This window comes from Nocardioides mangrovicus, assembly GCF_003674065.1.
GTDB lineage: Bacteria > Actinomycetota > Actinomycetes > Propionibacteriales > Nocardioidaceae > Marmoricola > Marmoricola mangrovicus.
Genome location: NZ_RDBE01000010.1, coordinates 786767 through 810121, shown reverse-complemented (window position 1 = coordinate 810121; position 23355 = coordinate 786767). Strand labels below are relative to the sequence as shown.

The 23355-nt window shown below is 71.4% G+C and carries 20 protein-coding genes; 14 read left to right on the top strand and 6 right to left on the bottom strand.

Annotated elements, in window-relative coordinates; all coding sequences use genetic code 11:
• The first annotated feature begins 2 nt into the window (after nucleotides 1-2).
• Nucleotides 3-1874: a hydantoinase B/oxoprolinase family protein gene (locus D9V37_RS18410; protein WP_121807569.1), complete on the top strand. Its 1872-nt coding sequence runs from the start codon at nucleotides 3-5 to the stop codon at nucleotides 1872-1874.
• The gene (locus tag D9V37_RS18405) at nucleotides 1871-2518 is read left to right on the top strand and encodes an isochorismatase family protein (RefSeq protein WP_121807568.1); all 648 of its coding nucleotides are present in this window, start codon (nucleotides 1871-1873) and stop codon (nucleotides 2516-2518) included. The genes D9V37_RS18410 and D9V37_RS18405 overlap by 4 nt, the downstream gene beginning before the upstream one ends.
• On the opposite strand, the gene D9V37_RS18400 is transcribed toward D9V37_RS18405, so the two are convergent.
• A complete protein-coding gene (locus D9V37_RS18400) occupies nucleotides 2478-3458 on the bottom strand; it encodes an NAD-dependent epimerase/dehydratase family protein (RefSeq protein WP_121807567.1) in 981 nt (326 codons plus the stop codon). The two genes, D9V37_RS18405 and D9V37_RS18400, sit on opposite strands and share 41 nt — an antisense overlap.
• 104 nt (nucleotides 3459-3562) lie before the next feature.
• On the opposite strand from D9V37_RS18400, the gene D9V37_RS18395 reads away from it, so the two are divergent.
• Nucleotides 3563-4279, top strand: a complete 717-nt coding sequence (locus D9V37_RS18395) for a lysophospholipid acyltransferase family protein (protein ID WP_121807566.1) — start codon at nucleotides 3563-3565, stop codon at nucleotides 4277-4279.
• Nucleotides 4280-4325: 46 nt separating this feature from the next.
• On the opposite strand, the gene D9V37_RS18390 is transcribed toward D9V37_RS18395, so the two are convergent.
• Complete coding sequence (locus tag D9V37_RS18390) at nucleotides 4326-5012, bottom strand: mechanosensitive ion channel domain-containing protein (protein WP_198412642.1); 687 nt, start codon at nucleotides 5010-5012, stop codon at nucleotides 4326-4328.
• A complete protein-coding gene (locus D9V37_RS18385; RefSeq protein ID WP_158604519.1) occupies nucleotides 5009-5836 on the bottom strand; it encodes a polysaccharide deacetylase family protein in 828 nt (275 codons plus the stop codon). The genes D9V37_RS18390 and D9V37_RS18385 overlap by 4 nt, the downstream gene beginning before the upstream one ends.
• 34 nt (nucleotides 5837-5870) lie before the next feature.
• Here D9V37_RS18385 and D9V37_RS18380 point away from each other — a divergent pair, with 34 nt between their 5' ends.
• Both D9V37_RS18380 and D9V37_RS18375 read left to right on the top strand, forming a co-directional pair.
• On the top strand, nucleotides 5871-6377 hold the full coding sequence (locus D9V37_RS18380; RefSeq protein WP_121807565.1) for a general stress protein: 507 nt from the start codon (nucleotides 5871-5873) through the stop codon (nucleotides 6375-6377).
• A gap of 94 nt (nucleotides 6378-6471) precedes the next feature.
• Complete coding sequence (locus D9V37_RS18375) at nucleotides 6472-7377, top strand: hypothetical protein (RefSeq protein WP_121807564.1); 906 nt, start codon at nucleotides 6472-6474, stop codon at nucleotides 7375-7377.
• Here D9V37_RS18375 and D9V37_RS18370 read toward each other — a convergent pair.
• Nucleotides 7346-8884 carry a SulP family inorganic anion transporter gene (locus tag D9V37_RS18370; RefSeq protein ID WP_121807563.1) on the bottom strand — a complete coding sequence of 513 codons (1539 nt, stop codon included), beginning with the start codon at nucleotides 8882-8884 and terminating at the stop codon, nucleotides 7346-7348. The two genes, D9V37_RS18375 and D9V37_RS18370, sit on opposite strands and share 32 nt — an antisense overlap.
• A 158-nt stretch (nucleotides 8885-9042) precedes the next feature.
• Between D9V37_RS18370 and D9V37_RS18365 the strand changes: the two genes are divergently transcribed.
• Nucleotides 9043-10596, top strand: coding sequence for an alkaline phosphatase D family protein (locus D9V37_RS18365; RefSeq protein ID WP_121807562.1), 1554 nt, complete (start codon nucleotides 9043-9045; stop codon nucleotides 10594-10596).
• Between the two features lie 245 nt (nucleotides 10597-10841).
• On the opposite strand, the gene ppgK is transcribed toward D9V37_RS18365, so the two are convergent.
• On the bottom strand, nucleotides 10842-11594 hold the full coding sequence (gene ppgK, locus D9V37_RS18360; RefSeq protein WP_121807561.1) for a polyphosphate--glucose phosphotransferase: 753 nt from the start codon (nucleotides 11592-11594) through the stop codon (nucleotides 10842-10844).
• Here ppgK and D9V37_RS18355 point away from each other — a divergent pair.
• The 8 genes from D9V37_RS18355 to D9V37_RS18320 all read left to right on the top strand — a co-directional run bounded on the left by D9V37_RS18355 (nucleotide 11548) and on the right by D9V37_RS18320 (nucleotide 21728).
• Nucleotides 11548-13650, top strand: a complete 2103-nt coding sequence (locus D9V37_RS18355) for an ExeM/NucH family extracellular endonuclease (RefSeq protein WP_121807560.1) — start codon at nucleotides 11548-11550, stop codon at nucleotides 13648-13650. The genes ppgK and D9V37_RS18355 overlap by 47 nt on opposite strands.
• A gap of 79 nt (nucleotides 13651-13729) precedes the next feature.
• The gene (locus D9V37_RS18350) at nucleotides 13730-15133 is read left to right on the top strand and encodes a fatty acid desaturase (RefSeq protein WP_121807559.1); all 1404 of its coding nucleotides are present in this window, start codon (nucleotides 13730-13732) and stop codon (nucleotides 15131-15133) included.
• 128 nt (nucleotides 15134-15261) lie between these two features.
• Complete coding sequence (locus D9V37_RS18345; RefSeq protein WP_232525002.1) at nucleotides 15262-15822, top strand: TetR/AcrR family transcriptional regulator; 561 nt, start codon at nucleotides 15262-15264, stop codon at nucleotides 15820-15822.
• A gap of 207 nt (nucleotides 15823-16029) precedes the next feature.
• Nucleotides 16030-17220 carry a M15 family metallopeptidase gene (locus tag D9V37_RS18340; RefSeq protein ID WP_121807557.1) on the top strand — a complete coding sequence of 397 codons (1191 nt, stop codon included), beginning with the start codon at nucleotides 16030-16032 and terminating at the stop codon, nucleotides 17218-17220.
• Nucleotides 17221-17242: 22 nt separating this feature from the next.
• Nucleotides 17243-18187: an NADPH:quinone oxidoreductase family protein gene (locus D9V37_RS18335; protein ID WP_121807556.1), complete on the top strand. Its 945-nt coding sequence runs from the start codon at nucleotides 17243-17245 to the stop codon at nucleotides 18185-18187.
• Nucleotides 18188-18205: 18 nt separating this feature from the next.
• Entirely contained in the window at nucleotides 18206-18736 is a 531-nt protein-coding gene (locus tag D9V37_RS18330) for a hypothetical protein (protein ID WP_121807555.1), read from the top strand.
• 40 nt (nucleotides 18737-18776) lie between these two features.
• On the top strand, nucleotides 18777-20729 hold the full coding sequence (locus tag D9V37_RS18325) for a M13 family metallopeptidase (protein ID WP_121807554.1): 1953 nt from the start codon (nucleotides 18777-18779) through the stop codon (nucleotides 20727-20729).
• Between the two features lie 57 nt (nucleotides 20730-20786).
• On the top strand, nucleotides 20787-21728 hold the full coding sequence (locus D9V37_RS18320; protein ID WP_121807553.1) for a GGDEF domain-containing protein: 942 nt from the start codon (nucleotides 20787-20789) through the stop codon (nucleotides 21726-21728).
• On the opposite strand, the gene D9V37_RS18315 is transcribed toward D9V37_RS18320, so the two are convergent.
• The gene (locus D9V37_RS18315; protein WP_232525001.1) at nucleotides 21700-23229 is read right to left on the bottom strand and encodes a DHA2 family efflux MFS transporter permease subunit; all 1530 of its coding nucleotides are present in this window, start codon (nucleotides 23227-23229) and stop codon (nucleotides 21700-21702) included. The two genes, D9V37_RS18320 and D9V37_RS18315, sit on opposite strands and share 29 nt — an antisense overlap.
• Nucleotides 23230-23355 lie beyond the last annotated feature (126 nt).

The following is a 23355-nucleotide window of genomic DNA, read 5'->3' as shown; positions in this document are numbered from 1 at the left end:
CCATGGCAACGATCGTCGAGACCGCCACCGGGAGCGTCGAGAGCACCGACGTCGACCCGGTCACGCTGGACCTGATAGAGAACGCGCTGCGCAACGCGCGCTACGAGATGGACGAGGTGCTCTTCCGCACCGCCCTGTCGCCGGGCATCCGCGAGCAGCACGACGAGTTCCCGCTCATCGCCGACCCCGCGGGGAAGATGGTCGTCGGCCAGTTCGGGCTCTCCATCCCGGACTTCCTCGACGGCTTCGACGGCACGATCGAGGAGGGCGACGTGCTGCTCACCTCCGACCCGTACGCCTGCGGCGCGGCCATCAGCCACGCCAACGACTGGCTGGTGGTGGTGCCGATCTTCCACGAGGGCCGTGTCGTCGGCTGGGCCTCGATGTTCGGCCACATGTCCGACGTCGGCGGCAAGACGCCGTCGTCGATGCCCACCGACGCCACCACCATCTACGAGGAGGGCGTGGTCATCCCGCCCTTCAAGCTCTACGCGAAGGGCGTGCTGAACGAGGACGCGCTGCGGGTGGTGCTCAACCAGGTCCGTGTGCCGGACTGGAACCGCGCCGACCTCAACGGGCTGGTCGCCGCCTGCCGCACCGCGAGCCGCCGGGTGGTCGAGATGTGCGAGCGGTTCGGCACCGCCACCTACCTCTCCGCGCTCGAGGCACTGCTGCAGCGCAACCACGACGCGATGAAGATCCTGCTCGCGGCCGTCTTCGAGGAGGGACGCACGCTCAGCTTCACCGACTACATCTGCGACGACGGCGTGGGCAACGGGCCCTACGAGCTGGTCATCTCACTGACCCGCACCGGCGACAAGGTGCACATCGACTTCACCGGCTCCAGCCCGCAGGCGGTGGGGCCGATCAACTACTACATCAACGAGAACCTCACCCGGATGTTCTTCGGGATCTACATGATCACCGTGGCCGACCCGCAGATCCTGTGGAACGACGGCTTCTACCCGCTGGTCGACGTCACCATCCCCGACGGCTCCTACTGGAAGCCCAAGCACCCCGCCGCCCTGTCCGGCCGCAACCACGGCATCGGCCGCGTCTTCGACCTCTTCGGCGGGCTGCTGGGCCAGACCAACCCGGCGCTGCTCAACGCGGCGGGGTTCTCCTCCAGCCCGCACTTCATGTTCAGCGGCCGGTACTCCGAGGGCGAGCGCGCTGGCGAGTGGTTCCAGCTGTACTCCATCGGCTTCGGTGGCATCCCGGGTCGCCCGCTCGGCGACGGCCCGGACGGCCACTCGCTGTGGCCGAGCTTCGTCAACATCCCGTGCGAGTACCTGGAGTCCTACTACCCGTTGCGCATCGAGCGGTGGGAGACGGTGGCCGACACCGGCGGCGCCGGGCTGCACCGCGGCGGCAACGGCGTCGACGTGGCCTACGTCTTCGAGGAGGCCGGCGCCATCGCGATCCACGACGACCGGTGGCTGACCTACCCCTGGGGCGTGAACGGCGGGCACCCGGGCGCACGCGGCACCAAGTGGATCGAGCGGCTGGACGGCACCCGGCAGGTGCTGCCCTCCAAGTGCCACGACGTGCCGGTGGCAGCCGGCGAGGTGCTGCACTTCGTCACCTGGGGCGGTGGGGGCTGGGGCGACCCGCTCGAGCGCGACCCCGACCTCGTCGCGCTGGAGGTGCGGCGCGGGCTGGTCACCGCGCCCGGGGCCCGGCGCTACGGCGTCGTCGTCGACGAGGAGGGCGTGCTCGACGCGAGCGGCACCGAGCAGCTGCGCGAGCAGATGCGATCCGAGCGGCCCGAGGAGCTCCCCGTGTTCGACATGGGCCCCTCCATCGACGAGCTGCTGGCCCGGTGCGAGGAGGAGACGGGCCTGCCGGCCCCGAAGCGTCCGGTCTGGACGTGAGCGCCGGAGCGCACGGGGACGCGTTCTCGGGCCGGATCGGGTGGGGCACCAGCCCGGCGCTGCTGGTCATCGACCTATGCCGGGCCTACACCGAGGCCGACGGTCCCTTCGCGCTCCCCGGCGCCGAGGAGGTGGTGGCGGCGAACCGACGCCTGGTCGGTGCCGCCCGCCGTGCGGGCGTCCCCGTGCTGTGGACCGCGGTGCGCTACGCAGCCGACCTCCACGACGCCGGCTGGTTCGGCGTGAAGGTCCCCGCGCTGCGCGCCTTCGCCGACGGCGAGCCGGGCGGGTGGGGCGAGCTGACGCTGCCGCCCGAGCCGGGGGAGCCGGTGGTGGTCAAGCAGCACGCCTCCGGGTTCGCGGGCACCGACCTGGCCGACCGGCTGCACGAGCTGGCGGTCGACACCGTCGTCGTCAGCGGCGTGTCCACCTCGGGCTGCGTCAGGGCGAGCGCCACCGACGCGATCGCCGCCGGCTTTAGGCCGGTGGTCGTCGCCGACGCCTGCGGCGACCGCTCGCCGCGGCTGCACCAGGACAACCTGCGTGACCTCGACGCCAAGTACGCCGACGTCGTAGACCTCGCTGAAGCCGAGGCCGAGCTGATCAGCGGAACTCGCGCAGGCTCTCCTCGAAGCTGGGGCTGAGCAGACCCAGGTCGCGCAGGCTGGAGGCGGTGTCGCGCACCGTCTTCTCCACGGGCCGGGGTTGCCACCCGAGCAGCCGCTGGGCCACCGAGGCGTCGGCCGGTCGCGGGTCGCCCATCGTCTCGGCCAGCTCGACCAGCTCGGGGGCATCCTTGCGCGAGGCCCAGCGCGGCACCTTCACCGAGCGCACGCCCATCTGCTTGGCCACCGCGCTGAGCGCGACGGGCTCACCGGAGGTCGCCACGAAGCGGCGGCCGGCGGCGTCGGGGTGCGTCATCGCCCGCAGCGCGAGGTCGGCGAGGTCACGGACGTCGAGCAGGTTGCTGCGCACCGGACCCACGAAGGGCAGCCCGCCCTTGAGCATGGTCAGCGCGATCCGACCGGTCAGCGGCGGCTCCTTGCTGAGCACCGGCCCCCACAGCGTCACCGGAGCGAGGACGACCAGCTCGAGACCTTCGGCCCCGACGGCGTCCCAGGCGGCCCGCTCGGCGAGCGTCGAGGTCCGCTGGGACTCGGTGACGCCGGCCCCGTCGACGTCGGTCCAGTCGGCCTCGGTGAAGGGCGCGGACCGCTCGGGCTGGCCGTAGGCCACGGCACCGAAGCAGGAGACCAGCACCACCCGGCGCACACCGGCCTCGCGGGCCGCGGCCAGCACCCGCCGGACGCCGTCGACCGACGGGCTCGCGGCGTGGACGACGTAGTCGGCGTCCTCGAAGGCGTCGGCCCAGCCCTCCTCGGAGCCGAGGTCGGCCACCTCCACCTCGAGCTCGTCGACGATGTCGGGATTGACGCCACCGCGCTTGGCCAGCGCGATCGCGACCTGCTCCTGCTCGGGCGTGCGCACGGTGACCAGCACCTCGTGCTCGTCGTCGCGCATCAGCCTTGCCGCCACATGGGCGCCCACGAAACCGGTCCCGCCCGTCACCACCACACGTTCCACGACCTCAGAGCATGGCACCAGGCTCGCCAACCCCGCTCGGCGCGGGCACCGCTGTGATTTGCTACCCCTGCGTAACGCCGATCACGCCGACGACGAGGAGCAGCATGGGCGAGCCGGAGCGGCCGGAGGAGAACCCCCTCCTGTGGCAGTTCCTCAAGCACGTCGCCATGGGTCCGGCGCTACGCGTGCTGGGTCGTCCGTTCGCCGAGGGCGTCGACAACATCCCCGAGACCGGCGGCGTCATCTTGGCCAGCAACCACCTCGCCGTCGTCGACTCCTTCTACCTGGGCCTGATGACCAAGCGGCCGATCTGCTACCTGGCCAAGCAGGAGTACTTCGAGGGCAAGGGCACCCGCGGCGCGGTCGTGCGCTGGGCGTTCACCAACCTCAACCAGATCCCCGTCGACCGCGCCGACGGCGAGCAGGCCGACGCCTCGCTGAAGGCGGCCGCGCGCGTGGTCGAGGAGGGCCGGGTCTGGGGCGTCTATCCCGAGGGCACCCGCTCCCCGGACGGCCGGCTCTACAAGGGCCGCACCGGCGTCGCGCGCGTGGCGGCGCTGACCGGCGCCCCGGTGGTGCCCGTCGCGATGATCGGCACCCGCGAGGCTCACCCGCCCGGCCACCGATTCGTGCGGTTCCACAAGGTGGGCATGCGCTTCGGTGAACCGATGCAGTTCGCCGACACCGGCAAGGAACCCGCCCGCGAGGAGCTGCGTGCCTTCACCGACCAGGTGATGAAGGAGCTGCAGCGGCTCGGGGGCCAGGAGTACGCCGACGAGTACGCGCCGCGGAGCACCCACAAGCGCGGGGTGTTCGGGTAGCGGAAGCTCTCGACCATTCCCCGCACGTGCGGGGAATGACCGCGGCCTAGTCCCCGCCGCCGTCCACGGGCGGCTCGCCCTCGTCGGCCGGACGCCGCACCAGGTCGTCGCGGCCGGGGCCGATGCCGGCGGCGAGCAGCTGGCTGTTGGGGATGCGCATGATCTCGGGCGCCGCGTCGAGCACCGGGACGCGCAGGCTGGTGTAGAGGAGCCCGACGTCGGTGACGGTGCCGGTGTGGGGGCCGTTGATGGCACCGGAGTAGACCGTGATCGAGTCGCCGGCGGCGTAGGGGCGGGCGAGCAGGAGGACGATGCCGGCGAAGAAGTTGCCCAGCGTCTGCTGGGCGGCGATGCCGATGACGACGCCGGTCACGGCGCCGCCGACCAGGAACTGGCTCAGGTCGACGCCGACGACGTCGAGGACCGCCACGACCACCAGCAGGTAGCCGACGACCTGCAGCATGACGCGCAGCGGCGCCGCGGCCGCCGAGCCGGCCCGCGCGGTGACCTTGGCCGAGACCTCGTTGGAGGCCGAGCGGGTGGCCGCGACGCCGAAGACCAGCACCACCAGGGCGCAGCCGAAGGAGACCACGCGCAGCCGGTCCAGCGTGGGGTGGTCGCGGTCGAGCTCGTGACCGACTGCGAGCGCCACCAGCGCCACCACCGAGCAGGCGACGGCGCGGCGCAGGTCCAGCTCGATGCGGCCCTCGAGCCGGCGCAGCGTCCGCCTCACGGCGTCGCCACCCCCGAGGGGGCCGGCTCCGGGAGGCCGCTCAGCCCGTCGAGACCGACGAAGGTGTAGCCGGCCCGCTGGTACATCTCGATGATGCGGGGGAGCGCGGCGACGGTGTTGCCGCGGTAGGAGGAGACCACCGAACCCGGTTCGTGGCTGGCCTTGCCGTCGTGCAGCAGCACGATCGGATGGCGCTGCTGGAGACCGACGGCGGCGTTGCGCACGATCGTGTGCACCCACGACCGCGAGTGCTGCGGCGGACCGTCCCAGTCGTCGGTGCCGACGCTCCACATCACCACCGACATCCCCAGCGCGTGCGCGGTCGGCAGCAGCGCCGGGGACTTGTTGCCGCCGGGCGGACGCATGAAGCAGGTGGCCCGGCCCGCGAGCCGGCGCTGCAGCCGTCCGGTGCTGCGCAGCTCGTGCTCGAGGTAGGCGGCGCTCCAGCCGCCCTTCACGTTCTCGGGGTACTCGTGGTGCCAGGTGTGGTTGCCCAGCAGATGACCCTCGGCCACCACCCGCCTGGTCAGTCCGGGGTGCTCGGAGACGTGCAGGCCGGTCTCGAAGAAGGTCGCGCGCACCCCGAAGCGGCGCAGCACGGCCAGGATGCGGGGCGTGAACCGGGAGGGACCGTCGTCGAAGGTGAGCGCCACGGTCTTCTCAGGAGTCGGCGCCCCCGTCGGACCCAGCGCTCGCGGCGCCCGGTGGACGTAGCCCGGCTTCGGCGTCGGGCACCCTGCCGGGACGGCGCTGCTGGCGGTCGGCACGCAGAGCACGCTAGCGGTGAGCAGCCCGGTGGCGAGGAGCATCACGGGCGACCGCACGGGGGCCAGCGTAGGTGGCTGGCACACTGGAGCCATGAGCATCCCCGGGCGCGTTCCGCCGAGCCTGAACCCGTTGCAGCTGGAGTTCCCCCAGTCGCTGGCGGTCTACGACGACTACGCCGCGGCGCAGAAGACCGTCGACTTCCTCTCCGACAACAAGTTCCCGGTGGAGCAGTGCATGATCGTCGGCACCGACCTCAAGCGGGTCGAGCGGATCACCGGACGACTCACCTACAACAAGGTCGCCCTCGGCGGTGCCCTCTCGGGACTGTGGCTCGGTGTCTTCGTCGGCCTGCTCTTCTCCTTCTTCACCTCCGGCAACGGCCTGGTGCAGATCCTCTCGACGGCGATCCTGGGCCTGCTGTTCGGCATCGTCTGGGCGGTGCTCGGCTACGCCGCGACCCGTGGCCAGCGCGACTTCTCCTCGGTGACCAGCGTCGTCGCCACCCGCTACGAGGTGCTGGTCGAGCACAAGTCCGCCGCGCAGGCCCGCGAGCTGCTGGCCAACCTGCCCGGCGCGCTGCCCAACCCGTTCGCCTGAGCGTGCCCGCAATTCGCCGCAGGTGCGGGGAATTCTTTTCGACTCCTGAGCCTGTTGGGTCGGTTGTGGCCCCCGCGGCGGGTAGGACTTTCCCATGACCTCCGTCCGCCGCGGCCTGATCGCGGGTGCCGTCGGCACCGTCGTCCTCGACCTCGTCACCTACGCCGACATGGCGCTGCGGGGTCGCCCGGCCAGTGAGGTGCCGGCGCAGCTGGTCGACGCCGTCGCGGCGTCGCTGGGCACGCAGGTGCACGGCGAGGAGCGCCACGAGGCGCTCGGGGCGCTGGCGGGCATCGCCACCGGCGTCGGCGTCGGTGTCGTGGTCTCGGTGGCGCGCCGGCACGGCGTGCGGCTCTCGGGACTCACCGGGCCGGTGGTCACCGGAGCTTTGGCGATGGCGGCCTCCGACCTGCCGGTCGCACTGCTGGGGGTGAGCGACCCGCGCGAGTGGTCGAGCAGCGACTGGGCCAGCGACGCCCTGCCGCACCTGGCCTACGGCACCGCGACCCACCTCACGCTGCGCTCGTGGGAGAAGCGGGCCGAGGAGACTCCGGCCGGTCGTCCCTCGGCCGGCCTGGTCGTGCGCTCGTTCCTGCTCGGTGCCGCCACGGGCTGCCGCAGCTCCTTGGGCCTGGTCGGTGCCGCGCTGTCGTCGGGCGGCCGGCTCGCCCGTGCGGGTGCCGGCGCCGCCCTGGTCGGCGAGCTGGTGGCCGACAAGCTGCCCGTCGCACCGGCCCGTACCGAGCCGCCGGGCCTCGTCTCGCGCTTCGGCGCCGCGGCCATCGGCGCCGGTGCCATGGCGGCCGCCGACGAGGTGACCGTGGATCTGCCCGTCGCGGCCGCGGCCGTCGGCGCCTGGGTCGGCACGACCGCGGGGCTCGCCTGGCGCGAGGCCGCCGCGGACCGGATGTCGGACTGGCAGGCGGCCGCGATCGAGGACGTCGTGGCGGTCGGGCTCGCCGTGCTGGTCAGTCGCCGCCGGGGTCGTCCAGCACGTTGAGCCGGCGCAGCACCCGCTCGTGCGCGGGGCTGACGTCGTGCAGCCGGACCTCCACGCCGCGTCGCTCCAGCTCGCGCCGGGCGCCGGCCAGCACGTGCGCGCCGGTAGCGTCGACGGCGCTCACCCGCGCCATCCGCAGCTCCACCACGCGAACGTCGCCGACCTCGCCCAGCGTCTGCAGGACGTCGTGGGCCGCGGCGAAGAACAGCGGACCGTCGAGGTGGAAGGCCAGGTGCTGGTCGCTGACGTGCTCGGGCACCAGTCGGGCGCTGCGGGCGGTCTGACGCAGCCCGAAGAAGCCGGCGAGCACCAGACCCACGACCACGGCCGTCACCAGGTCGAAGGTGACGGTGGCGACGGCGGTGACCACGAGCACCACGGCGTCGCCGCGGGTCGCGCTGAGGAGGGCGGCGAGGCTGGAGACGCGCACCATCTGCACGGCGGTGGCGATCAGCACTCCGGCCAGCGCCGCCAACGGGATGCGACCGACCAGCGGGGCGGCCAGCAGCACGACGGCCAGGAGCACCAGTGCATGGGTCAGGGCCGCGAGCCGCGAGGTGGCGCCGGAGCGGACGTTGACCGCGGTGCGCGCGATCGCGGCCGTGGCGGGGATGCCGCCGAACAGCGGCGTCACGAGGTTGGCCAGCCCCTGTCCGACGAGCTCGCGGTCGGGGTCGTGAGCCGGTCCGCCGCTCATGGCGTCGGCGACGGTGGCCGAGAGCAGGCTCTCCAGGGCCGCCAGCGCAGCGACGGCCACCGCTGGGAGCACGAGCTGGTCCAGCGCGCCGAGCGAGACCGTGGGCAGGTGCGGAGCCGGGAGCGAGCCCGTGATGTGACCGATCGAGCGGGCGCCGAGGTGGAGCGCGAGGTTGGCGAGCGTCGCGACGGCGACGGCGGTCAGGGCGATCGGCAGCCGGGGAGCGGTGCGCGATCCGACGAGCACGACGGCCGCGACCACGGCCGTCATCACCGGCGCGACGAGGTCCGGAGCGTGCAGCCACGCCCGGACCCCGCGCGTCAGCAGTCCCAGCACGTGCTCGGAACCGACGTCGACACCGAGCGCGGCGGGCACCTGCTGCAGCGTGATGATCACAGCGATGCCGACCGTGAAGCCCTCGACGACCGGCAGTGGCACGTAGCGCATGGTTCGGCCGGCGCCGAGCCAGCCGAGACCGATGAGGATGAGTCCGGCCATGAGGCCGACGACGAGCACGCCCTGGGGTCCGTGGACCAGCAGGATCGGCGCGAGCACCACGGCCATGGCCCCGGTCGGCCCGCTGACCTGCACCCGGCTGCCGCCGAACACCGCGGCGACGGCCCCGGCGACGATGGCCGTCACCAGACCCGCGCCGGCGCCCATGCCCGAGCTGATCCCGAACCCGAGCGCGAGCGGCAGCGCCACCAGGCCGACGACCACGCCGGCGCCGAGGTCACGCCCGACGAGGGCGCCGGCCCAGTCGGCCCGGTGTGGGAGGAACGAGGCGGGGGGCCGTCGAACACCGAGCACGAATGAAGACTACATGATGTGAAGAGGTCTTCATGTTGACGTCCGGAATCCGTCCATCTCGTTGTCATCGGCTGTTCGTTCGGCCCTGGAAGAACCGGACGGGCACACCGGACGGGCTTCACCGGCTCCGCCCGCGCCGATCGCTCGAGGAGATCCGCATGCCCGACCTCACCCGTCGTACCGCCCTGCTCGCCTCTGGACTCGCGGTGCCCGCCGCCGCCGCGACACCCTGGTCGGCGAACGCCACCCCGCTGCTGCGCGGCGGACGTCCGCAGCTGGGCGACGGCGTTCAGTCCGGTGACGTGACCGCCCACCAGGGCACCGTCTGGACGCGCGCCGACCGGCGCTCGCGGATGCTGGTCGAGGTCAGCGAGCGCCCCGACTTCCGCCACGCCCGCCTGGTCCGGGGCCCGCTGCTGACCGCCGACTCCGACTTCACCGGCAAGACGGTGCTGCACGGCCTGCGACCGGGTCGCGACTACCACTACCGGGTCATCGCGGAGGAGGAGCACCGTCACGGCGCGACCTCGCGGGGTCTGGTCGGCCGGCTGCGTACGGCGCCCGCGACGCGCAGCGACGTCCGTTTCGTGTGGTCCGGCGACCTGGGCGGTCAGGGCTACGGCATCAACCCCGACATCGGCGGCTACCGGATCTTCGGCGCCATGGGACGCCTGGACCCGGACTTCTACCTGTGCAACGGCGACAACGTCTACGCCGACGACCCGATCCCGGCCACGCAGCCCGCGCCCGACGGCACCACCTGGCGCAGCCTGACCAGCCCGGCGAAGGACAAGGTGGCCGAGACGCTGGATGAGTACCGCGGCCAGTACCGCTACAACCTGATGGACCACGAGCTGCGCCGCTTCTACGCCCGTACGCCGCAGATCCAGCAGTGGGACGACCACGAGACCCACAACAACTGGTACCCCGGCGAGATCCTCGACGACCCGCTCTACACCGAGCGCCGGGTCGACGTGCTGAAGCAGCGCGCCAACCAGGCCTGGCACGAGTACACCCCGATCGCGCCGCGGTTCGACCGAGAGGGCCGGATCTACCGCGTGGTGCACCACGGCCCGCTGCTGGACGTCTTCGTGCTGGACATGCGCTGGTACCGCGACGCGAACTCCCCGAACCGCCAGACCGCAAACGACGGCGGCATCCTGGGCTTCGAGCAGGCGGCGTGGCTCAAGCGCGAGCTCAAGCGATCGCGGGCGACCTGGAAGGTCATCTCCAACGACATGCCGCTGACCGAGGTGGTCACCGACTCCACCCAGGGCAAGCCCAACTTCGAGGCCGTCGCCCAAGGCGACAACGGCGCCCCGCGGGGCCGGGAGATCCAGATCGCCGACCTGCTCTCGTTCATCAAGCGCCAGGGCATCCGCAACACGGTCTGGCTGACCACTGACGTCCACTACACGGCCGCGCACTACTTCGACCCGAGCAAGGCCGCCTACACCGACTTCGACCCCTTCTGGCAGTTCACCTCCGGCCCCCTCAACGCAGGCTCCTTCCCGGCCGACGCCACCGACACCACGTTCGGCGCCCAGCAGGTGTTCGTGAAGGCGCCGACCACGCCCAACTCCTCCCCGGCCACCGAGTTCGCCTTCTTCGGCGAGGTGCGCATCGACGGCGGTTCGCGAGCGATGACGGTCAACCTGCGCGACCACGCCGGCACGGTGCTGTGGAGCAAGGAGCTGCCCGCCGCTCGGTGAGCACGAGTCGGGCGAATCGATCACGCGGGTGGAGGAAACCGCCCTGCGGTGTCGTGGTTCGCCCGGGCTCGCGGGACGGTTTCCCCGCCTAAGCGGGGAAACCGTCCCCCCACGGCAACCCGGACGAAGCCGACCGCGGGCGCGCGAACCCGGTCGTCGCGCGGTGGGTTCACCCCGCTTCGTCCCCCGGTTTCACCCGCCGGCCGGTGAAACCGGGGAGCCCCCGACGATCGCCGAAGCCGAGCTCAGTCGTCCTTGAGGTGGCTCAGCGCCGCTGCCCCGACGATCCCGCCGTTGTTGGCGAGCTTGGCGACGACGATCTCGGTGTCGATCTCGATCATCGGCAGGAACTTCTCCGGCTTCTTGCTGACGCCGCCGCCGACCACGAACAGGTCGGGGGAGAAGAGCTTCTCCAGGGCCTGGTAGTAGGCGGTGAGCCGCTTGGCCCAGTCCGACCACGACAGGTCCTCGCGCTCGCGGGCCGAGGCGGAGGCCCGCGACTCGGCGTCGTGGCCGTCGAGCTCGATGTGGCCGAGCTCGGTGTTGGGCACCAGCACGCCGTCCCACAGCAGGGCCGAGCCGATGCCGGTGCCCAGCGTGGTGAGGATGACCAGGCCGTCGCGGTCCTTCGCCGCGCCGTAGCGCAGCTCGGCGTAGCCCGCGGCGTCAGCGTCGTTGAGGACGTGCACCGGGCGGCCCAGCCGCTCGGTCAGCACCTTGTCGGCGTCGGTGCCGATCCAGGACTTGTCGATGTTGGCCGCCGAGTGCACGACACCGCGGCGCACGACGCCGGGCACGGTGACGCCGACCGGGCCGGTCGAGTCGGGGAACCGGTCGCACAGCTGCGCCATCACGTCGCCGACCGCGTCGGGGGTGGCCGGCTTCGGGGTGTCGATCCGCTCGCGCTCACCGACGAACTCACCGGTCGTCAGGTCGACCGGAGCGGCCTTGATGCCGGTCCCGCCGAAGTCGATGCCGATGGGGTGCGCGTCGCTCATACCTAGAAACGTAGTCCGTCGGCTGCGGAGGCGTCACCGAACGTTCCCCTTCCGCTCAACGGTTCACGTGAGGTTGGGTACGCAGTACCGACCCGTTCTCGAGGAGAGTCGTATGCCCAGCCGTGCCCTGCCCCTGTTCACCGCCGGCGCCGTCAGCATCACCGCTGCCGCCCTGGCGCTCACCCCGCTCGGCGTGGCCGCCGCCGCCGACCCGCCGCCTCGGCTCACCATCGCCCAGATCCAGGGCACCGGTGCCGCCAGCCCGTACGCCGGGCAGACGGTGGTCACCGACGGCGTCGTCACCGCCTCCTACCCGACCGGCGGGTTCAACGGCTTCTACCTGCAGACCGCCGGCACGGGCGGGCACCTGAGTCGCGACCACGCGGCCTCCGACGCCGTGTTCGTCTACCTCGGCTCGAAGGGCGCGGCCACCGCGCCGCGGATCGGTGACCACGTCGAGGTCACCGGGCCGGTCAGTGAGTACCAGGGGCTCACCGAGATCTCCCCGGCCACCGACGGCACCAGCGTGCTGACCACGCCGGCCGAGGCGGTCAAGCCGGTCACCAACGCCTACCCGAGCACCGACGCCGGCCGCGAGGCCGAGGAGGGGATGCTCGTGGAGCCGGGACGATTCACCGTCACCGACGTCTACACCCTCAACAGCTACGGCGAGATCGCGCTGGCCCGCGGCACGACGACGCTGCGCCAGCCCACCGACGTCGCCCGGCCCGGATCTGCGAAGCAGCAGTCGGTGATCGCCAGCAACGCAGCCCGCTCGGTCACCCTCGACGACGGCTCGTCGGTCAGCTTCCTCGGCTCGGGCAAGAACACCCCGCTGCCCTGGATCACCCAGGAGCGCCCGGTGCGGGTGGGTGCGCCGGCGCAGTTCACGAAGCCGGTGGTGCTCGACTACCGCAACGACGAGTGGAAGTTCCAGCCCACCTCCCAGCTCACCGCCGACAACGCGGCCTCGGTCGCTCCGGCAACCTTCCCGAACACCCGCACCGACCATCCCGCGAAGGTGAAGGGTGCGCTGAAGATCGCCAGCTTCAACGTGCTCAACTACTTCACCGAGACCGGTGAGGACTACGTGGCCGCCGGGCACACCTGCTCCAGCTACAGCGACCGCGCCGGCAACCCGATCACCGTCGACGACTGCGGCGCCGACGGGCCGCGCGGCGCCTGGGACGAGGCGAACCTGCAACGCCAGCAGGACAAGATCGTCCACGCCATCAACGCCCTGGGGGCCGACGTCCTCTCGCTGGAGGAGATCGAGAACTCCGCCAAGTTCGGCAAGGACCGCGACCAGGCCCTGGCCCACCTCGTCGACGCGCTCAACGCCGACGCCGGCTCGCGGGTGTGGGACTACGTGCGTTCGCCCGAGGCCGCCGACCTGCCGCCGCTGGCCGACCAGGACGTCATCCGGACCGCCTTCATCTACCACCGTGTCGACGTCAAGCCCGTCGGCGTCTCGCACGTGCTCGTGGGCTCGGCCGCCTTCGACAACGCCCGCCAGCCGCTGGCCCAGGTCTTCGTGCCGCGCGGCGGTGGTCGCGACGTTCGGTTCCTGGCCGTGGTGAACCACTTCAAGTCCAAGGGCTCCGGCACCGGCGAGGACGCCGACCAGGGCGACGGGCAGGGCGCCTCGAACCACTCGCGCGTGCTGCAGGCGCGCGCCCTGGTGCGGTTCGTGCGCCAGCAGGAGGACACCGCGGACGTGCGCAAGGTGTTCCTCACCGGCGACTTCAACTCCTACACCGAGGAGGACCCGCTGCGGGTGCTGGCCAACGCCGGCTACACCGACCTCGGAACCAAGCTCGCGCCGAGTGAGTCGACGTACGTCTTCGACGGCCTGGTCGGCTCGCTCGACCACGTCTTCGCCAACGACGCGGCGTTGGAGTGGGTCAAGGGCGCGCACGTGTGGAACATCAACTCGGTGGAGTCGGTGGCCTACGAGTACAGCCGCTACAACGCCAACGCGACCAACTTCTACACGCCGTCGCCGTTCCGCAGCAGCGACCACGACCCGACGCTGGTGGGCTTCACGCCGCGGTAGCGCTTTACATCGAGTGGCCTCTTGTCAAACTGCTTGACATTCCTTACGGTCTTGTCAAGCGACGAGGAGGAGGCCCTCGATGACGAGTGCGACCGTTCCGGCAGGCTCCACCGAGATCTGGCGCGACCCGAAGCGCTACCTGTGGTTGATCGGCCTGGTGGTGCCGTCACTGGCGTTCATCGCCATCGGCATGTGGGCCCTGACCGGCTGGGGGGCGTGGTTCTGGATCGGGCCGGTGGTGATCTTGGTGATCGTCCCGGCCATCGACCTGGTGGCCGGCCTGGACCGCAGCAACCCGCCCGACGACGTCATCGAGGCGTTGGAGCGCGACCGCTACTACCGCTGGGTCACCTACGCCTTCCTGCCCATCCAGTACGTCGGCTTCGTGGGCGCGATGTGGCTGATCGCCCACGGCGACCTGAGCGTGGTGGACAAGATCGGCATCGCGACCTCGATCGGCTGCATCGGCGGCATCGGCATCAACACCGCCCACGAGCTCGGACACAAGCGGGAGGCCAACGAGCGCTGGCTGTCGAAGATCGCGCTGGCGCAGAGCTTCTACGGCCACTTCTACATCGAGCACAACCGTGGCCACCACGTGCGCGTCGCGACGCCGGAGGACCCGGCCAGCAGCCGGGTGGGGGAGAACTTCTACCAGTTCTGGCCGCGCACGGTGCTGGGCTCGCTGCGCAGCGCCTGGCGACTGGAGGCCAAGCGGATCGCCCGGCGCAAGCAGCACCCGTTCCGCCTCTCCAACGACGTGCTCAACGCGTGGCTCATGTCGGCCGCGCTGTGGGGGGTGCTGCTGGTGTGGCTGGGCGTGGCGATCCTGCCGTACCTGCTGGTGCAGGCGGTCGTGGGCTTCTCGCTGCTCGAGGTGGTCAACTACATGGAGCACTACGGGATGCTGCGCCAGCGCACGGGGGCCGACCGCACCGGCCGCTACGAGCGCGTGGACCCCAGCCACAGCTGGAACTCCAACAACATCGCCACGAACGTGCTGCTCTACCACCTCCAGCGACACAGCGACCATCACGCGAACCCGACGCGGCGCTACCAGACGCTGCGCGACTACGAGGAGTCGCCGGTGCTGCCCACGGGCTACGCCGGGATGATCGTGCTGGCGCTGGTGCCGTTCGTGTGGCGCCGGGTGATGGACCCGCGGGTGCTGGCCCACTTCGGCGGTGACCTGAGCCGGGCGAACCTCTCCCCGCGCAAGCGCGAACGCATCCTCGCTGCCTACCCGCCCCCGCGGCTGCGCCGTGCCGACGCCTTGGTCGACGTCGTGGCCGCCCGCGCCGGCGACGACGTCATGGCCGCCCGCTGCCCCGGCTGCGGCTACACCTACGACGTGGTCGCGGGCGAGGAGCGCGAGGGCTTCGCGGCCGGCACCTCCTGGGCCGACATCCCCGAGTCCTGGTGCTGCCCCGACTGCGGCGTCCGGGAGAAGCCGGACTTCGTGACGCTCACCGAGGCGGCGTGACAACGGGTCCGTCGCGCCGACGGGTGGGGTAGTCCGTGACGATCGGACCGTGAATCTGGCCCGATGAGGGTCGGTTCGTCACGGACTACCGGTCCGGGGGGCCGCGCCCGCCCCGTAGCGTGGCCCGGGTGACCGTCCTGCGCACCCGCATCGTCGAGGCCGCGGGCGCGCTCACCGGCGCCGAGGGCTGGGGGGCGGTGACGATGGGCCGGCTGGCGGCCGAGGTGGGGGTGAGCCGGCAGACGGTCTACAACGAGGTCGGCGGCAAGGAGGCGCTGGCCGAGGCCATGGTGCTGCACGAGCTCGACCGGTTCCTGGCCGCGGTCGATGCGGAGATGAGCGGTCAGGACGACGTCGTCGAGGCGGTGCGCCGCGCCGCCAATGCGGTGCTCACCATGGCCGCCGACGACCCGCTGCTGCGCGCGGTGCTCTCCTCGACCCACGGCGCGGGCACCGACCTGCTGCCGCTGCTGACGACCCACTCCGCGGCGCTGCTGGATACCGCCGCGGCGGTGATCCGTGGCCACCTCGAGCCGTACGACCTCGCGCTGCCCGCCGAACGCCTCGAGGTAGGGCTGGACATGGTGGTGCGGCTGGTGCTCAGCCACGTCATGCAGCCGCGCCAGAGCCCGGAGCGGACCGCCGACGACATCGCCTGGGTGGCGGGAGCGGTGCTGCGGCCGACGTAAGCCGCCTATCGCGGGTGCGGCGAGCGCTCAGTCCTCGAGGATCTCCTCGTCGTCGTCCTGCGGCCCGAGAGCCAGCGGGTTCTCCTCCTCGTCGGGGCGCACGTCGTCGGGGAGCTCTTCGTCGGGGATGTCGCCTGTGGTGCTCACCGGTCGAACCTAACCCGCGGTTCGCGAGGACATCTACCATCGTCCGGGGGAGGGATCGCGATGCGACGAACCGCGGCGACAGCCGCGCTGCTGCTGGCTGCCGTGCCGGTCACGGCCTGCGGGGCTACGCACCCATCGGCGCGTGCGCAGCGCACGGGCACCGCATCGTCGGCGAGCTCGGGCAGCGCGACGCCCAGTGACGTCGCGATGGCCCGGCCCGCCGCGCTGACGAAGCCGACCCTCTCGCCCGACATCTTGGTCTACGGCGCCCACTCCCAGTCAGCGGCGACGGTGAAGGCGGTCCGCGCGCTGCCGGGTGTGGTCGACGTCGAGCAGTTCGCGCTCGGCCAGTTCTTCCACGAGGAGCAGCAGATCACCTACGCCGCGGTCGACCCCGCGACGTTCCGCCGCTTCACCCCGCAGGACTCGGCGCAGACCCAGAGCGTCTGGGACCGCGTCGCGGGCGGCGAGATGGCGGTGACCCGGAGCATCGGCGAGCAGATCGAGGACGCCCACGACTACGTACGGATGGGCAACGACCGCGGCGCGCTCAAGGTCCACGTGGGCGCCTACGCGCCCCTGGTGCAGGACTACACCGGCGCGAGCGTGGTCGACGCCGTCGTCAACGAGAAGTGGGTGTCGAAGCTGGGCGTTCCCGCCCACAACGCGATGCTCATCTCCACCGGCTCGGCCTCGCCGCAGGCGGTGCTGAAGAAGCTGAAGCCGGTCATCGGCGCCGACAGCGTGCGGATCCTGGCCGTCAACCTGCCGGTCTCGGGCTACCAGACCGCGGTGCTGACCGGCGGCTCGGTGTCGTCGCTGCTCGGCACGCTGCGCTACGTGCCGCACGCCGACGGCACCGTCACCGACGACCCCGCGTGGGTCAAGGAGTACATCCGCACCGAGCAGGTGCCCATCATCGGCTCGGTCACCTGCAACAAGATCATGCTGCCGCAGCTGCGGGCGGCGCTGACCGAGGTCGTACAGCGCGGGCTGGCGGGCAAGATCAACCCCAGCCAGTACGGCGGCTGCTTCAACGCGCGCTTCATCGCCGGGACCAACCAGCTCTCCTACCACGCCTACGGGATGGCCATCGACCTCAACGTGCCCGGCAACGAGCGCGGCACCGTCGGTCAGATGGACCGCACCGTCGTCGCCATCTTCAAGAAGTGGGGCTTCACCTGGGGCGGCACCTGGCACTACACCGACCCGATGCACTTCCAGCTCGACACGATCGTGAAGGTCAAGTAGCCCGGCTCGGTAGGTTCGCCCCGTGCGTGCAGCCATCGTGAGCAGTCCTGCCGGTCCCGACGCGGTCGAGATCCGCGACGTCCCCGAGCCCGAGGCCACCGACGGGCAGGTGCTGGTAGACGTCCGCGCCGTCGGCATCTCCTTCCCCGACCTGCTGCTGAGCAAGGGGGAGTACCAGGTGCGGCCCGAGCCGCCGTTCGCGCTCGGCGTCGACTTCGCCGGCACCCGCCGCGACACCGGCGAGCGCGTCGCCTGCGTGCTGCCGTTCGGGGGCGCCGCCGAGGTGGTGGCCGCCGATCCCGACAGCGTCTTCGCGCTGCCCGACCAGGTCTCCTTCGAGGCGGCGGCCGCGCTGCCGATGAACTACCTGACCGCTCAGTTCACGCTGGCCGAGCGAGCGGGGCTCCAGCCCGGCGAGACCGTGCTGGTCAACGGCGCCGCGGGCGGCGTCGGCACCGCCACCATCCAGGTGGCCAAGGGCTACGGCGCCCGCGTCATCGCGCTGACCTCGACTCAGCCGAAGGCCGACCTCGCCCGCCGCGTCGGCGCCGACGAGGCCCTGGTGATGGGCGAGGACTTCCGCGAGGACGTGAAGCGGCTGACCGGCGGGCAGGGCGTCGACGTGCTGGTCGACGTCGTCGGCGGCGAGCACTTCACCGACTACCTGCGCGTGCTCGGCGCGCAGGGGCGGTTGATGGTCGTCGGCTTCACCGGCCGCTCGATCCCCGAGGTCAAGGTGAACCGGCTGCTGCTGAACAACATCGACGTCCGCGGCGTCGGCTGGGGCGCCTACGCGATGGCGCGGCCCGGCTTCATGCAGCAGCAGTGGGCCGAGCTGCTGCCGATGCTCGAGTCCGGCGTGGTCGACCCGCCGGTCGACGACGTCCGCCCGATCGAGGCGTTCGGCGCCGCGCTGCGCGACATGGACGAGCGCCGCACGCTCGGGAAGACGGTCCTGACTATGTAATGGTGTAATCATGTAAGCATGACGGACACCGAAGATCGGATCAGCGGCTGGCTCGCCGGCCGGCTGCCGCAGGAATGGACCGCGGAGGCGCCCCGCGTGGGCGTTGACCGCGAAGAGATCGTGGTGGTGCTCGGCATCGCCGACGTCGACCTGGGTGCCGACGCCTCCGAGGTCGCCCGGGCCGAGGCCCGGGCCGGGCGGGCGAGGGCGTTTCGGGAGAGCACGCGCGAGGACCGGATGGCCATCGCGCGCGAGGCCGAGCACCGCTTCGAGCGGACGGTCAGCTGGGGCCTGCGCGTGGGCGATCACGAGGAGCTGTGGACCCACGTCGCGGCGCCGGTCATGACCCGGTTGCGACAGCCGCAGCGTCGGGTGCTCGACACCCTCGTCGACGCCGGCGTCGCCCGGTCGCGCTCGGATGCGCTCGCCTGGTGCGTGCGGCTGGTCGGCCAGCACGAGGACGACTGGCTGGCCGAGCTGCGGACCGCGATGGAGTCGGTGCAGGAGGTCCGTCGCCGCGGGCCCGCGGCCCAGGCACAGAACAGCTAGTGCCTCGCAGCGCCGACCGCGACCTGGATAGATTCGCCGCGTGACGACACTCGACGACGCCAAGCCCGGCATGGACCTCGACGTCCGCCCCCAAGACGACCTCTTCGGTCACGTCAACGGCCGGTGGCTGGCCGAGACGGAGATCCCCAGCGACCGCTCGTCGTGGGGGCCGTTCGTCAGCCTCGCCGACGAGGCCGAGCAGCACGTCCGGGCCATCATCGAGGCCGCCGCCGCCGGCGAGCTCGAGGGCAGCGACGGACAGAAGGTCGGCGACCTCTACGCCAGCTTCATGGACACCGAGCGCATCGAGCGGCTCGGCGCCGAGCCGATCCAGGAGCTGCTGGCCAGCATCGACGCCCTCACCGGCGTCGACCAGCTCGCCGCGTTCCTCGGCGGCTTCGAGCGCCGTGGCTCCGGCGGACTGTTCGGCTCCTACGTCAACACCGACGACCGGAACTCCGATCGCTACCTGCTCCACCTCACCCAAGGTGGGTTGGGGCTGCCGGACGAGTCCTACTACCGCGAGGAGAAGTTCGCCGAGATCCGGGAGAAGTACGTCGGCTACGTGGCGCGCCTCCTCGAGCTGGCCGGACGGGCGGACGCCGCCGACGTCGCCGCCCGGGTGCTGGCGCTCGAGACGCGTCTGGCCGAGGGTCACTGGGAGCGCAGCGAGACCCGCGACGTCATCAAGACCTACAACCTGGTGGACCTCGAGGAGCTGCGCGAGCAGGTGCCCTCCTTCGACTGGGTCGCCTGGGCCAGCGCTCTGGCTGGGGGCGATGAGGAGCGCGGCCGGCTGGCGCTGGCCGAGACGGTCGTGCGTCAGCCCTCCTATCTCACCCACCTCGAGACCGTGCTCGGCGAGACCGACATCGCCACCTGGCGCGACTACCTGGTGGTCAAGGCGCTGCGCAGCAACGCGGCGTACCTCACCGACGACTTCGTCGAGATCAACTTCGACTTCTACGGCCGCACTCTCAACGGCACCCCCGAGATGCGCGCCCGCTGGAAGCGCGGCGTCTCGCTGGTCGAGGGCGCGCTGGGCGAGGCGGTGGGTCGCGAGTACGTCGCGCGGCACTTCCCGCCGCGCTCCAAGGAGCTGATGGACTCCCTCGTCGCGAACCTGCTCGAGGCCTACCGCCGCAGCATCTCCGAGCTGGACTGGATGACCCAGGAGACCAAGCAGCGCGCCTTCGAGAAGCTCGACCTCTTCACGCCCAAGATCGGCTACCCGGTGAAGTGGCGCGACTACTCCCCGTTGCAGATCGACCCCGGCGACCTGCTCGGCAACGTCTTGGCCTCCGCCGCCTACGAGACCGACCGCGAGCTGGCCAAGATCGGTGCCCCGGTCGACCGCGACGAGTGGTTCATGCTGCCGCAGACCGTCAACGCCTACTACAACCCCGGCACCAACGAGATCTGCTTCCCCGCGGGCATCTTGCAGAAGCCGTTCTTCTCTCCCGACGCGGCGACGGCGGAGAACTACGGCGGCATCGGCGCCGTGATCGGCCACGAGATGGGTCACGGCTTCGACGACCAGGGCGCGCAGTACGACGGCCGGGGCAACCTGCACGACTGGTGGACCCCGGACGACAAGGCCGCCTTCGAGGTCAAGACCAAGGCGCTGATCACCCAGTACGACGCTTTCGAGCCCCGCAGCCTGCCCGGCGAGCACGTCAACGGAGCCCTCACCGTCGGGGAGAACATCGGCGACCTGGGCGGCCTGACCATCGCCCACCTGGCCTACTCGATCGCCCTGGAGACCACCGGCGAGCCGGCCGAGGCGCAGGCGCTGTTCCTCAACTGGGCCTACTGCTGGCGCACCAAGCGGCGCAAGGAGCAGGAGCTGCAGTACCTCACGGTCGACCCGCACAGCCCGCCGGAGTTCCGGGCCAACATCGTGCGCAACCTCGACGAGTTCCACCGGGCGTTCGAGACCGCGCCCGAGGACGGTCTGTGGCTGGACCCCGAGCAGCGGGTGAGGATCTGGTGATCGGTCATCTGCGGCAAAGATGTACAGACCGGGGATAAATCGGACATCATGTGAGCCGTGAGCATCTCGGAATCGGGCCGAGGGTCCGACCACTTCGCGGCGGCGGCACAGCGCGTCGTGGACTACCTCAACGCCCACACGCCGCTCTCGGACTGGGCGGTGGCCCGCGTCGCCGGCGGTGAGCACGTCCAGCTGCACGTGCACCGTGAGGACATCGTCGACGTCGGCACCCGGCTGGAGTGGCCGACGACGTTGTGCTCGCGGATGGTGGCGGGCGCCGACCCGGTCGTCGCGGACACCACCCGGCACCCGCAGTACGCGGACCTGGCCCTCGCCGAGGAGCTGCGCGCCTACACCGGCGCCCCGATCTCCGACGACAACGGCGAGCTCTTCGGGGTGCTCTGCGGCGTGCGGGGCACCCCGTTGGAGCCTGACGAGACGGTCGACCACGAGCTGGTCTCCGTCCTCTCCGACCTGCTCTCGGACCAGCTGCGGCTCTCCCGGTTGCTCGACCGCGGCCGCCGGCAGCTGGAGATCACCGAGGCGCTGAGCCAGCGCGACGCCCTCACCGGGCTGCTCAACCGCAAGGGCTGGGACATGCTGGTCGTCGACGCCCAGCAGCGCATCGACGCCTTCGGCGACCTGGTCAGCGTCGCCGTGATCGACCTCGACGGCCTCAAGCAGGTCAACGACGAGCTCGGACACCAGGCCGGGGACGAGCTGCTCCGCCTGGCCGCCGAGACGCTCGGGGACCAGGACCGGCTCGGCGACCGCATCGCCCGCTACGGCGGCGACGAGTTCGCGGTGATGGCCCACAACGTCGCCGTCGACGACGTGGCGGACTACTTCGCGCGGTTCGCCGAGGCCCTCGCCGCGGCTGGCGTCGCCGCCTCGATGGGGTGCGCTCCGGCTCTGCCGGGCTCGACGGTGCAGGCCGCCTTCACCGAGGCCGACGCCGCGATGTACGACGTCAAACGGTCGCGTCGAGCTCCGGCCTAGCCTGCTCGGAGACGGCCCGCTCGGACCCGGCCTCGTCAGGCGTGGCCTGCTCGGGCCGACGCCGCGGCAGCAGGAACGCCGGGACGAGGCAGCAGGCCACCAGCACCGTGGCGACGATGAACACGGTGCCGAACGCGCCGGCCATGCCGGAGAGCACGTCGCCCGCCGGTCCGCGCAGGTCGACGTCCTTGAGGCCGTTGGTCAGCAGCACCGAGAACAGGGCGGTGCCGATCGAGGCCGCGACCTGCTGGGTGATGTTGAGCAAGGTGGAGCCCCGGGCCGTGCTCTCGTGGTTCAAGGTGGCCAGCGCCGCGCTCATGATCGGCATCATCGTGGCGCCCATGCCCAACCCCATGACGAAGAGGGCGGCGAGCAGGAACGGGTAGCCGGTGCTCACGCCGACCTGGGTGAACATCGCCATGCCGACGGTGATGACGACGATGCCGGTCATCACGATCTTGCCCGGCCCGATCTTGTCCGAGAGCACCCCGGCGATGGGCATGGTGATCATCGCGCCGAAGCCCTGCGGGGCCAGCAGCACGCCGGCCTTCAGCGCGTCCTCCCCGCGCACCTGCTGGAAGTAGAGCGGGAAGAGCAGGCTGGCGCCGAAGAAGGCCATGGCGAACAGCGACATCGCCACCACCGCCACCGACATGTTGCGGTTGCCGAACAGGTGGAGGTCGATGAGCGGGTGCCGGGTACGTCCGCTGAGCGCCCACGGCACGAAGGCGACGATGAGCAGCAGGCCGAGGATGCCGGTGCTGAGGACCCGGGTGGACCACACGGTGCCCTCCTCGGGGATCGAGGAGACGCCGAACAGGAACAGCGCCAGGCCCGGTGAGAGCAGGAACATGCCGAGCCAGTCGAACGTCTCCGACGGCTCGACCTGGTCCTTCGGGAGCACGAGGGCGGCGTAGGCGAAGGCCAGCACGCCGATGGGGACGTTGATCAAGAAGATCCAGTGCCAGCTGGCGGCGTCGATCAGCCAGCCGCCGAGGATGGGCCCGAAGATCGGGCCGAGCAGCATCGGGATGCCGAGCACGGCCATCACCCGGCCGACGCGCTCGGGCCCGGCCGCCCGGGTCAAGATGGTCATGCCCAGCGGCATCAGCATGCCGCCGCCCAGGCCCTGCAGCACGCGGAAGGCGACCAGCAGCTCCAGGTTCGGCGCGGTGGCGCACAGCGCCGAGCCGGCGGCGAAGAGGACGACGGCGCTCAGGTAGAGCCGTTTGGTGCCGAACCGGTCGGCCGCCCAGCCCGTCAGCGGGATCACCGAGGCCAGGGCGAGGGTGTAGCCGGTCATGGTCCAGGCGACCTGGGCCGGGGTCGCGTCGAAGACGGTCTGGAACGTCTTCAGCGCGACCGAGACGACGGTGATGTCGAGGATGGACATGATCGCGCCCAGGACGACCACTCCGGCCACGACGAGCACGCCGCGGTCGAGCTTGTCCTCGCCCGGGCCAGGGGCGGAGGGGGCCAGGGGCGGGGGCTCCAAGGTCACGGTCGCAAGCCTAGGGAAGCCCACCGACAGCCGTCATCGGATTTTGAGCACGGCAACGTCTTGAAATGAGTTCCGCCCCGCCGGCCGGGGGTCCGGCCGACGGGGCGGCTTTCTGGCTCGGCCCAC